A 12,700-nucleotide genomic window follows, 5' to 3' on the forward strand; every position below is an offset into this window, starting at 1 on the left:
AACGCATGAAGTGGACATTAAAGGGCAGTTTATCATCCGGGCAAGTGCATACCGATGCCATCATGGTTCCCGTAACGAAAAAACAAGCGGCGGAAGGCGGCATTTCCGAGTCCTGGGATCCACTGCTCAAACAGTTGGTCGAGAATCGGTTATTTGATGGCACTCCGAACCGGTCATTCGTATGGCCTGAGAGCATCGAAGGCGGAGCACGCTTGTTAATATGGCTGGGCCGTCCCGAAGGAATTCTGACATCCGAACAGCTGCGGCTGTTTGCAGCACAGGCAGTTAAAGCAGCCGGGAGATCGGGTGTACGCAGTGCCGCCATTCAAATTCCAAATACGATGGTTAACTTTACCGCCGAACAGACTCCGCAAGATGCTGCTCAGGCTTTAACTGAAGGGTTTATCCTCGGAAGCTATCGGAAACCGCATTATAAGCGTGATGCTTCCGAGCCAACGAATTTAGAAGAAATCCTCTATTATATAGAAGGCGATATGGATGCGGAATTTGAAGCAGGGTGGACGAAGGGAATGTCATTGGGCGCAGCGATTGGAGAAGCAACCTGTCTGGCACGAGACCTGACGAATCTGCCCGGCAATATGCTGCTGCCGGAAGACCTGGCCCAGAAGGCGCTTCAGTTGGCGAAACGGTATGGCTTCGAAGCCCAGGTACTGGACGAGGACGCTATAGACGAGAAGGGTATGGGCGGCCTCGTGGCCGTAGGCAAAGGCAGCATCCATCCACCGCGCATGATCGCGATCCGTTATCAGGGACGGGAGACGTGGGAGGATGTTGTCGGACTTGTTGGCAAGGGGGTTACATTTGATACCGGTGGCGTATCGCTGAAGAGGGCATCTGGAATGGAGGATATGATCAGTGATATGGGCGGGGCAGCTACCGTATTGGGCGTTATGGAAGCGTTAGGACGGATTCGCCCCAGAGTAAATGTAGTGATGGTGATTCCGACAGCGGAGAATGTGATGAGCGGTAGTGCCTTTAAACCCGGCGATATCGTCACGACACTGAGCGGCCGCACCATCGAAGTATTGAATACGGATGCCGAGGGCCGTATCGTACTTGCGGACGGAATTACCTATGCCAAGCAGCTTGGAGCTTCGCGTTTGATTGACGTAGCTACATTGACGGGGTCCGTCGTTTCGGCTCTTGGGGATATCGCCACTGGGGCCGTAACCAATGATGAGACTTTTTTGCAGGAGCTTATTGCCTCCTCCCGTAGGGCCGGCGAAAAAATATGGCCGCTGCCATCCTATCCGGAGTTCTGGGATAAATTGAAGAGTGAGGTGGCGGATTTGCGAAATCAAACGGGCCGAGAAGGCGGGACGATAACGGGCGGTCTTTTTGTGGGGACATTTGCTGATGGGCTGCCTTGGGTGCATTTTGACATAGCAGGTACGGCATACCTATCCAAGGAGCGGGGCGTGGATCCCAAAGGGGCAACCGGCGTGCTCGTCCGCACCATCACCGACTGGATACTCAAGCAGGCCCAGGTCGTCAATTGAAGCGTTTGTTATGAATTGAAGAGACAGCGGCCGTCCCGTACCCCTTTGAATAACGTCCGTCCTTCGGACGTTTTTGCTTTACTTTTCAACCGGCATTCAAGTATGATGAAGAGAAAAATTGCCGAGAGGAGTTTAGCTTAGATGATTAAGAGTAGTCAGACAAAGATTGTAGACTGTACCATTCGCGATGGCGGACTGGTAAATAACTGGGATTTTAGTGTAGAATTCGTACAAAATTTATATGCGGGCCTAAATGAGGCTGGCGTGGACTATATGGAAATCGGCTATAAAAATTCGCCTAAACTGCTGAAAGGCGCTGATCAGGCGGGCCCTTGGCGTTTTCTGGATGATGAATTCCTCAGAGAAGTCATTCCTCATAAAGGTAAAACCAAACTGTCCGCGCTTGTAGATATCGGCCGCGTGGATGAAGACGATATTTTGCCGCGCGAGGAAAGCTTGCTGGATCTCATCCGAGTCGCTTGCTACATTAAAGACGTGGATAAGGCGCTTGCGCTGGTACAGACCTTCCATGATCGTGGTTACGAGACTACGCTCAACATTATGGCCCTCTCCAACGTAATGGAGAACGAGCTGCTGGAAGCTTTTGAGCTGATCAGGGAGAGCGTCGTGGATGTTGTATATATCGTCGATTCTTACGGAAGCCTTGATCATAAAGATATGGAATACCTTGTGAATAAGTTCAAGACGCATCTGCCGAACAAACGTCTGGGCGTTCATACCCATAACAACATGCAGCTGGCGTTCTCCAACACGCTGGTCGCTGCAGATCTTGGCGTTGAGCTTCTGGATGCATCCGTATACGGGATGGGACGTGCGGCCGGCAACTGCCCGACCGAGCTTCTGGTTACCCATCTGAAAGGCACCAAGTATGAGCTGCGTCCGGTACTGGATATTATCGAGCGCTACATGATTCCACTTCGTGAAAAAGAAGAGTGGGGTTATATCATGCCTTACATGATTACAGGCACCCTGGATGAACATCCACGCTCCGCCATGGCCCTCCGTGCTTCGGACGATAAAGACAAAATTGTGGATTTTTATGATAAATTGACGACACCGGAAGTGACTTTCGACAAAAAATAGGCAAGGTGCTTTTGTAGCCCTGCTCGTATCAGGTCAAGGTAATCAGCATCTTTCCTCCTTGGAAGGATGCTGTTTGCTTTTTTATATCGCGATACATTTTCCATAAAATACATGTTGAAATTGCGCGTTCGGCATGGTATATTTATTTTTGTCTTCAAAAGACAGCATCTTTATTATCGGGACGTAGCTCAGCTTGGTAGAGCACCTGGTTTGGGACCAGGGGGTCGCATGTTCAAATCGTGTCGTCCCGATTCGCTTAAGATTTAGGACCTCACAGAAGTAATCGGGATATGCACCGAGTCATAGCGTCACTTTTGTAGGTATATATGCGGGTGTAGTTCAATGGTAGAACTCCAGCCTTCCAAGCTGGTAGCGTGGGTTCGATTCCCATCACCCGCTTACGTTAGACCGAAAACCCTTGGTGACAAGGGTTTTTTTGTTGCATAAATGCAGCATGACCGGCTTCTGGAAGCCAGTTATATCAATCTTGTAAAGTATAAGCTAGAGTGATGAAAGATAGTTTCATGTCCATGTAACCGATGTGTAGTTTCCTTGTCGTTCATGTCTACTATAATTTGGGAGAGTATAAACGACACCAAAGGAGATGAGCAGAAGGATGATAAAGCCAGACGGAATTAAAGGAATGCTTGCAGGGGCAGCGATCACGATCGGATTGGCTGCTGTAGTAGGTACGGTTTCAGCCGGAGACGTTCCCAAAGAAGATCGGGTCTCATATAACAACGTTAAAGTGAATGTATCCGGCGAGATTGTGGAGTTTAAGGATGAACGGGGGAATAAGGTCAATCCGATACTAATCGACGGTACAACGTACATACCCCTTAGAGGAATTGCCGAGCAGCTTGGACATGCTGTTGCATGGGACAAGTCGGAGAACATCATTTACGTGAAGGAGTCGGATTCCGGCGGTATGACGCATCTAAAATCGGAGACGGTTCGAAATCAGGAGCTGGAGGAGAGTATCAAGAAGGTAATCGATCTGGCTTCGAATGAGCTGAAGGAAACCCGTTATTATTATAATTATATCGATTTGGATGGGGACGGGCAGAACGAGGTGTTTGTCCAGCTGGTCGGAATGTTTGTAAGCGGCACGGGCGGAGATACGGGTCTGCTGTTCCGGCAGAGGAACGGGCATTATGAACACATCCAGTCGTTTAAACTTGTCCGCAACCCGATCATAGTTAGCAGCGAACGTTCGAACGGCTGGCGCGATCTGATTATGGAGATGTCCGGCGGCGGGGCGGAAGCGACGCAGGTGAAGCTGCGGTTTGACGGCAAGAATTATCCGAACGTTACGGACGGACTGAAGATGGCGGACGGCGAGAAAGTGAACGGTACCGCTATGATCTGGAACGACTTGGCAGAGGATGTCGAGTTAGGAAAAGGATTGTATTTAAAATAGGCGGGCAAGGGAGATCCTTGATATATCAAGGATCTTCGGCTGTTATCTGACGCGGCTGCCGTAGATTGCCCTTTTACTTCGTAAGAATATCTGTTATAATGGCCATAATTTCATTCCAAGAATGCGAGGTAACCTAGTCCAATGAAGTAAGACACCCTTTTCTCTAAAAACAACTGCATGTGGTTTGCAGGCGTTTCTCTACGGCGGTAGAGGGAGAGATTTGGTGTGTCTGAACAATGTGACTGGGGTACCTCTTTTTGTTATGTCGAAAGTGGTACTCTTATGCAAAACAATCACATATACGGAACGGATTGCAGCTTTCGCTGACAGCCGAGGGTAGAGAGCCTAATATCTCCATACCGTCAGGGCTGGCCTGGAATGAACAGCCGAAGGCAGTGTGCTGTGGCGCGCGTTCGTCCCGTTACTCAGATCAGAACCAATCCTCTCTCATGATATCCGCCGCAGGCCATCGCTTGCGGTTTTTTAGTTTTTTCCAAAGAGAGAGGATGAGGCGATATGACCATGATTCTAAAAGCGAAAGATATAAGTATGGAGCTCCAAGGGAGACCGTTGTTTGAAGGCATTCAGCTGGAGGTGGCAGAAGGAGAGCGGATTGCGCTGTACGGGCGGAACGGCACCGGCAAAACCACGCTCCTCTCGATTCTGGCCGGCGAGCTCGAACCTGCCTCAGGCGTTGTGGAGACGATTCTCCCACGAGATCGCTGGGGCTGGCTCAGGCAGCAGGATGAGCCGGACGAAATCGATCGGAGTGCCATCGATACGGTGCGCAGCCGCAGTAACCCTACGTTGTGGCAGCTGAAGCTTCAGATTGCCGGCGTCGAGAAGCAGATGAATGGCGGCAGCGCTGCTGAGTTGGAATCACTGCTTGAGCAATATGGCAATCTGCTGGAGCGTTACGAGTCCCAGAACGGTTTCCAGTGGGAGACCGAGGTGGAGAAAGCGATGACGATGCTGGGCATCGGTCCGGAGGTATGGCCTGTGTCCTACCGTGAGCTGAGCGGAGGCCAGAAGACGAAGGTCATGCTGTCAGGGCTCCTTGTATCGGCACCGAAATTTTTACTGCTCGACGAGCCCACGAACCATCTGGACAGTGAGAGCTTGGTCTGGCTGGAGCAGTGGCTGGTATCATCCTACAAAGGCACCGTGTTGTTTGTATCCCATGACAGGGAGTTCATCGACCGGGTAGCAACCTCTGTATGTGAGCTGACCTCGGAGGAACTCCGGCGTTACCGGGGAGGATATACGGATTACCGCCGCGAAAAGGAACGGGAGCTGCGCGAGCAGGAGACGCTTTACCGGAAGCAGGAGTTGGCCCGCAAAGCGCTGGAGGAATCGATCCGAAGATATGAGGAATGGTTCCATAAAGCGCATAACGCGGCCGGGGACGTGAATGACGTCAAGATCACCGCCAGCTTTTACAAGGCCAAGGCCAAGAAGAACATCTCAAGATATCATGCCAAGGAGAAAGCGCTGGAACGGCTGGAAGCAGAGCGTGTGGATAAACCGCGAAACGGTCCCAAGCTGAACATGGAGCTGGAAGGGGAGGCTTTCGGCGGCCGTACCCTCGTTCAAGTGAAGGATATCTGTTTTGGATATGGAGATCAACCGCTTTTTAATAAGCTCACCTTCTATCTGAACCGCGGCGACCGTTTGGCCGTAAGAGGCCCTAACGGGAGCGGGAAAACGACACTGCTTAAGCTGCTTCTGGGCGAAATCGAACCGCATGAAGGCCGGATTACCCGTAATCCTTCCGTCAAGATTGGTTATTTCTCACAGGAGCTTGAGGGGCTGGAACCCGAAACCACGCTGCTGGACAGTCTGCTTGTCATTCCGGGAATGACGGAGAGCCGTGCGCGTACTTTGCTAGGCTCGTTCCTCTTCAGACGGGACGATGTGTTTAAGAAGATGGGGCAGCTGAGTATGGGAGAGAAGTGCAGAACGGCTTTTCTCAAGCTGTACTTCAGCGGTGCGCATCTGCTTGTGTTGGATGAACCCTCGAATTACCTGGATGTGGATACCCGCGAGGTAATTGAACAAGTGCTCGTGAGTTTTCCGGGTGCGATTGCGCTCGTATCCCATGACCGGTATCTTGTGCGTAAAATCGCGAACCGACTGCTTACGCTGACGCCCGGGGAAGATCCGATTTGGTTCGAGGGAAGTATGGATGAGGAGGAAGAGCAGGCCTCGCGGACCGGCGTGATCAAGGGAGATACGGAGAAGGACAACCGGCGGATGGAGCTCGAATACCGGATTCAGGAATTACTGGGCTTGTCAGCCGAAGATCTTGAACCCGGGGACGAGGGGAGCTGGCTTGCTGAGATTAGGGAGCTTCGGGCTGAGCTGGCTAGGCTTCAGTCGGAATAAGATCAGGGATCGCGATTAAAATCAGCCGGATGGGGCTAAAATGGGGAAATGAAACTTGCCATATCCCGAAAGGTTGCATATAATAAACCCTATATATTTGCATATGTAACAAATGCGTTGATGGAGAAAAGTAGTCAGTGCCTCTTTACAGGGAAGGGATACCGTAGATTGAGAGTGTCCCTCAAAGAATCAGGCTGGTGAAGTTCGCTCCGGAGCAGTTCCTTGAACACGGCATGCTGCCGGTCAGTAGGGGATAACGGGTCCGATTCGTTACGTCGGTCAAGTGAGCATGATGAGGCATACTCGGGGCTAAGGCTTTTACCGCCTTGGTTAGGGTATGAAACATGTTAACAAGGGTGGTACCACGGTCTCTTCGTCCCTTTTCGGGAGGAGAGGCCTTTTTTGTTTTCAGTCTTTTTTGTTTTCAGTTCGAAGATGGAGTTTACAAAGGGGTGTGCGAATAGCCATGAAGGAAAAATTAGAAGCATTAAAGCAGGAAGCATTGGCTCAATTGCAGGATGTTACCGATCCGCAGCAGCTGAATGATCTGCGGGTGAAATACCTTGGCAAAAAAGGGGCCTTGACGGAAATCCTGCGCGGAATGGGAGCGCTGAGCGCAGAAGAGCGTCCTGTTATCGGCCAGGTGGCCAATGACGTTCGGGGCGCGATTGAGGAAGTCATCTCCGGCAAGCAGGAAGCATTCCTGCAGCAGGAAACCGAAGAGCGCCTGCGTGCAGAGAAGGTGGACGTAACCCTTCCGGGCCGCAAGCTCAGCCAAGGCGCTGTTCATCCATTGAGCAAGGTGATCCAGGATATCGAGGATATTTTTATCGGGATGGGTTACCAGGTAGCAGAAGGACCCGAGGTGGAAACGGACTACTTCAACTTCGAAGCGCTAAATCTGCCGAAGAATCACCCGGCACGTGACATGCAGGATTCCTTCTATTTGACGGAAGATCTGCTGATGCGTACTCAGACATCCCCGGTGCAAGCCCGGACAATGCTGTCGATGCAAGGTAAAGCGCCTGTCAAAATCATCTGCCCGGGACGCGTATTCCGCCGGGATGACGATGACGCGACGCATTCGTTCCAGTTCCACCAAATCGAGGGCCTGGTCATCGGCGAGAACATTCGCATGAGTGATCTGAAAGGAACGCTGCTGCAATTCGTGCAGGAGATGTTTGGCGATAACACGCAGATCCGTCTGCGTCCAAGCTTCTTCCCGTTCACGGAGCCGAGCGCGGAAGTGGACGTATCCTGTGTAAGATGCGGCGGCAGCGGCTGCCGCGTATGCAAGCAAACAGGCTGGCTTGAAATTTTAGGCTGCGGCATGGTTCATCCGAAGGTACTTGAAATGGGCGGTTATGACCCTGAGAAGTACAGCGGTTTTGCTTTCGGTATGGGGGTTGAGCGGATTGCGATGCTGAAATACGGCGTGGATGACATCCGTCACTTCTTCAACAACGATACAGCATTCTTGAATCAGTTCACGCGGATCTAATTTTACGATAAAGGGAAGTGAATAGACAATGAGAGTTTCAACCGATTGGTTGTCCGATTATATTTCGCTCGAAGGCGTAACCTCAGAGGATTTGGCGAGCCGCATTACTTCGGCTGGTATTGAAATCGATGTGATCGAGAAACGGAATCAAGGCATTAATAAAGTGGTCGTCGGCTACGTTAAGAGCAAGGAGAAACATCCTGATGCAGACAAGCTGAATGTATGTATCGTGGATGCGGGTCAGGAGGAAGATCTCCAGATCGTGTGCGGAGCCAAAAATGTGGATGCGGGCCAGAAGGTGCCGGTGGCGCTTGTGGGCGCGAAGCTGCCTGGCGGTATGGATATCAAGAAGGCCAAGCTGCGCGGCGTGCTCTCCCAAGGCATGATCTGCTCGGCGAAGGAACTGGGCATGAATGACAAACTGCTGCCTAAAGAGCTGCAGGAAGGGATTCTGGTACTTCCGACGGATACGGAAATCGGCAAACCGATTGTGGATGTGCTGGGTCTGAACGATGAAATTTTGGAACTGGATCTGACACCGAACCGCTCTGACTGTCTCAGCATGTTGGGAGCCGCTTACGAAGTGAGCGCCATACTGGGGCGTGAGCTCAGTCTTCCGAATCCGGAAAAGGAAATGCTGGAGGTTCAAGATGCAGCGGCCGATCATATCTCGGTTACGATTGGCGCTGACGAGCAGTGCAGCCATTATGCGGCACGCTACATTACCGGTGTAAAGATCGGTCCTTCTCCGCTGTGGATGCAGAACCGCTTGATGGCGGCAGGCGTGCGCCCGATCAGTAATATCGTGGACATTACGAACTATGTGATGCTGGAATATGGCCAGCCGCTGCATGCTTTTGATGCTGATCAGCTGGAGGATGGCGCGGTTCACGTGCGTATGGCTGAAGCTGGCGAAACGATGGTGACGCTGGACGGCACGGAGCGTCGTCTGGAGCCGCATATGCTGGTGATTACAGCTGGCGGCAAGCCAGTGGCCTTGGCTGGCGTTATGGGCGGCCTGGAATCCGAAGTAACGGACAGCACGGTGAATATTTTCTTGGAATCGGCGAAGTTTGATGGCGGAACCGTCCGCAAAACATCCCGTCAGCTCGGACTGCGTTCAGAGGCAAGCTCCCGCTTCGAGAAGGAAGTGGATCCCGCCGCAGTCATTCCTGCACTGAACCGTGCAGCGGCACTGATGGCGAAATATGCCGGCGGCGCTGTTCATCAGGGAATCGTCGAAGCAGGCAGTGCGGACTCCGAGCCTACCGTGATTACTTTATCGCTGGAGAAGCTCAATCGCTATCTGGGAACGGATCTGTCCCTGCTTGAGGTAAAAACGATCTTTGCCCGGTTGCATTTCCCTTGCGGAGATGCGGGCCAAGGATTAGTGGATGTGCAAGTGCCGTCCCGTCGCGGCGATATCGTGCTTGACGTAGACCTCATTGAAGAGGTGGCCCGTCTGTATGGATATGACAATATCCCGACAACGGCCATAGAAGGTCCGACGACACCGGGTTCATTGACGATCGCTCAGGCCATCCGCCGCTCGCTTCGCCGTTTGCTGACGCATAGCGGATTCCAGGAGGTTCTGGGTTATTCCTTCATCCATCCGGAGCAAGCCGAAATGTTCACATCCCTGTCGTCAGATGGCACGGCGGTTAAGCTGGCCATGCCAATGAGCGAGGACCGCAGCGTCCTTCGTACCAGCTTGCTCCCACAGCTGCTGGATATCGCGGTGTACAACCATAACCGCAAGCAGCCGGACCTGGCCCTGTTTGAAATAGGGAACCTGTTCCATACACATGAGAAGACGTTGACGAAGCAGCCGCTGGAGCGTCCGGTTCTTGGTTTGTTGCTGTCGGGACGCAAAGGCAGCAAGCAATGGAATGTCCAGCCGGCCAAAGTGGATTTCTTCGATTTGAAGGGTGCGCTCGAAACGGTGCTCGACTATCTTGGAATTCGCGCGGAAGATATCACTTACGAGGCTAACGGACCGGTTGGCTTCCATCCGGGACGTTCCGCTTCCGTGTATGCGGGTCAAGGCGAGAATAAGCAGCTGCTAGGCGTACTTGGACAAATTCATCCGAAGACACAGCAGGAGCTGGATTTGGAAGATACTTATGCCGCTGAGATTCTGCTTGAGCCGCTGTATGATCTGACCAACGCCCGCGTCGTTTACCGCGATTTGCCGAGATTTCCGGGCATGGAACGAGATCTTGCCATCGTAGTGAATGAGGAGGTTGAAGCCGGCTCCCTGATTCAAGTGATCAAGGAGAATGCAGGTGAGCTTCTGCAGCAGATTCAGGTGTTTGACGTCTTCACGGGCAGCAAGCTTGGAGAGGGCAAGAAGAGTGTTGCCATCTCCATGACGTACCGTCATCAGGAACGAACCCTGACCGATGAAGAGGTTGCCGGCGTCACGGAAAAAGCGGTTGCTGCCCTTCAGCAAACTTTTGGCGCAGAATTAAGAAAATAGCAGGAATTGTGAACGCCCGCATCGAATCCATTACATCAGGGATTCGATGCGGGCTTTTTTGCTCTAAATTGAACTGGGATTTGCATCAGGACGCCCGCAGGGTACATAATTATAAGCACAAAACTGTGTTATCATATACCAAACTTCGGTCTGTTTTCTTGAGGTTCGTCTACAGATGTTATCTCATATATAATGAATGTAGAGAATAGACCATTTCAGACATCATAGAATCTACACATAATAGAAGGAGGGCACAATTTTGACTACATCGGACCGTAAAAGCGTTACCGTAGACATCTACGGAACTTCCTATAAACTCGTTGGCAGTAGCAGTGATTATACCAGACAGGTAGCGAATTATGTAGATGACCGCATGCGTACCATATCCAAGGCGCACTCTCGATTGGATACCCCGCGCATTGCCGTCCTAGCTGCAGTACATATGGCTGAAGAAGCTTTGCAGAAGCTGGAGTTTCAGAATGAGGCCAAGCAGATGACGGCCGAGCGGAATGAACTGCGCACGGAGCTTGCCAAGGTGCAAGGACTTCAAATCGAGCAGCAGGAGAGACATCGTCAGCAACTGGAGCAGCTCGAGGGCAAGCTGGCGGAGCAGACAACGCTGGCTGAGGAATACAGGAAGTCCAAGGAGAATCTAACCGCGGAGTCAGAGCGTACGAAGGAATTGCTCCAGAAGGAATCGGACCGCGTGGCGGAACTGCTGAAGGAGAAGCAGCAGCTTGAGGTGCGTCTTAAGGAGCAGCGTGAGAAGCTGGAGAGCGGCCATAAGCAGTCTATTGAAGATATGAAGCGCCGCTATGAAGGGCAAATTTCGCAGCTGACGCTCACTCATAAGCAGGCCATCGAGAAGCTGGAACAGAGTCAACGGGCTTCTGCGAAGCAGGCCGAAGAGAAGCTGGCTGAACAATTGAAGAAACAGGAGAGTACCTATAAACAAGAGGCGCTCCTGAAGGAGCAGCAGCACTCGAAGATCGTGCAGGATATGGAGCAGAAGTATACGAAGACGGTGCAGGATATGGAGCAGAAGTATACGAAGACGGTGCAGGATCTGGAACAGAAGAATACGAAAACCGTGCAGGATATGGAACAAAAGCATACGAGGACCGTCCAGGATCTCGAGAAGCAGCTTGCCGAGCAGCGAACGCGCGGCGGGCAGCTCCAATCACGCTTGTCGTCCGCGGAGAAGGAACTGGGTACTGTAAAAGCGGAATCGGACAAGCTGAAGGAATCGCTCCAATCTTCCAGGCAGCAAGCCGAAGCCTCTTCGCAGGAACTGCGTTCCTTCCGTACGAAGGTGGAAGGGCTGACGAAGGAGCTCGAAGGACTGAAGCAGGAATCCGCCAAGTCGGAGGAAGAGCGCCGTCGTCTGCAGAAACTTGTGGTGGATGCGAATCAGACTTCCCGCAAGCAGCAGGAAGAGCTGCAGCGTCTAAGCAGTGAGCTTCAATCCTGGCGTACGCTGGCTGATCAACGCAAAGAGGAAACCGGCGAGCTGGAGATGCGAATTGTCGAGCTTATGGAAGCGAACGAGAGCCTGGAAGAAGGAATGAAGGGACTTCAGGATGAAATCCAGGTCATGAAGGACGAAGCTGACCGGAGCATGTCCGAGCGCCGAAGTGCCCAGGAGGAATTGAAGGAACTGCAGCTTCGCCATGAAGAATTGGAGAAGCTCACGAAGGAAGCGGGAACCCGAGAGGAAGAGACCAGCAAATTGTACGCCATGCTGGAAGAAGAATACGATACGGTGTCGAATCAGCTGGATGAGCTTCGCAAGAAGGCGGCTGCCAGTGAAGAGCGCGCACGTGAACTCGCCGAGCAGCTGAGAGATTCAGAGGAACGCGCCGTTCAGTGGCAGGAGCAATACCAGCAATGGATGGCGGAACGGGAGCAGCTTGCCGAGGACAGCGAGAAGCTGGCCGCCGAGCGCGATGAGTGGAAACGAACCAAGCTTGCTCTCGAAGAAGAGCTCCAGTCCTGGCAGCAGGAAATTGCATCCGCACGCCAAGACTGTGAGCGTCTGGAAGACGAGAAGAATGAAGCGGCGCAGCAGTATTCCGATTTAGGTGAACAGTATGAGCTGGTTATGCACCAGTATCGTCTGCTCCAGGCAGAACAGGAATTGAAGGCGGAGCAATCTGCGCAGCTTGAAGAAGAACACCGTAAGCTGAAGGAAGAGTATGCGAAGCTCCAAGTTGAATATAATGAGTGGATCGAGTTGATTGAGCAGGATCAGCGTTAGGCCATGGCGAAGAATTGAACCTGAAAAAACCTCC

At 52.1% G+C, this 12,700-nt stretch carries 7 protein-coding genes, 2 tRNA genes and 1 other annotated feature; all 9 genes read left to right on the top strand.

Translation table 11 applies throughout. The features are described from left to right. The first annotated feature begins 5 nt into the window (after positions 1-5). The 9 genes from AK95_RS25290 (at position 6) to zapA (ending at position 12,666) form a co-directional block, all read left to right on the top strand. Positions 6-1,520 carry a leucyl aminopeptidase gene (locus AK95_RS25290; protein WP_071222678.1) on the top strand — a complete coding sequence of 505 codons (1,515 nt, stop codon included), beginning with the start codon at positions 6-8 and terminating at the stop codon, positions 1,518-1,520. 141 nt (positions 1,521-1,661) lie between these two features. Next, complete coding sequence (locus AK95_RS25295; protein ID WP_071222679.1) at positions 1,662-2,624, top strand: aldolase catalytic domain-containing protein; 963 nt, start codon at positions 1,662-1,664, stop codon at positions 2,622-2,624. Between the two features lie 177 nt (positions 2,625-2,801). Beyond that, positions 2,802-2,875 (top strand) — tRNA-Pro (locus AK95_RS25300). 77 nt (positions 2,876-2,952) lie between these two features. Next, positions 2,953-3,023, top strand: a tRNA-Gly gene (locus AK95_RS25305). Between the two features lie 217 nt (positions 3,024-3,240). Then, the gene (locus AK95_RS25310) at positions 3,241-4,044 is read left to right on the top strand and encodes a stalk domain-containing protein (protein ID WP_071222680.1); all 804 of its coding nucleotides are present in this window, start codon (positions 3,241-3,243) and stop codon (positions 4,042-4,044) included. Positions 4,045-4,560: 516 nt separating this feature from the next. Then, positions 4,561-6,429: a ribosomal protection-like ABC-F family protein gene (gene abc-f, locus AK95_RS25315; protein ID WP_071222681.1), complete on the top strand. Its 1,869-nt coding sequence runs from the start codon at positions 4,561-4,563 to the stop codon at positions 6,427-6,429. Between the two features lie 108 nt (positions 6,430-6,537). Continuing rightward, positions 6,538-6,813, top strand: a binding site (T-box leader). A gap of 82 nt (positions 6,814-6,895) precedes the next feature. Beyond that, entirely contained in the window at positions 6,896-7,930 is a 1,035-nt protein-coding gene (gene pheS, locus AK95_RS25320; RefSeq protein ID WP_071222682.1) for a phenylalanine--tRNA ligase subunit alpha, read from the top strand. 28 nt (positions 7,931-7,958) lie between these two features. Continuing rightward, positions 7,959-10,409, top strand: coding sequence for a phenylalanine--tRNA ligase subunit beta (pheT, locus tag AK95_RS25325; RefSeq protein WP_071222683.1), 2,451 nt, complete (start codon positions 7,959-7,961; stop codon positions 10,407-10,409). A 259-nt stretch (positions 10,410-10,668) separates the two neighbouring features. Next, a complete protein-coding gene (gene zapA / locus AK95_RS25330; protein WP_071222684.1) occupies positions 10,669-12,666 on the top strand; it encodes a cell division protein ZapA in 1,998 nt (665 codons plus the stop codon). Positions 12,667-12,700: the final 34 nt, after the last annotated feature.

Origin of the sequence: Paenibacillus sp. LC231, from assembly GCF_001860525.1 — a bacterium.
Classification (GTDB): domain Bacteria; phylum Bacillota; class Bacilli; order Paenibacillales; family Paenibacillaceae; genus Paenibacillus_AQ.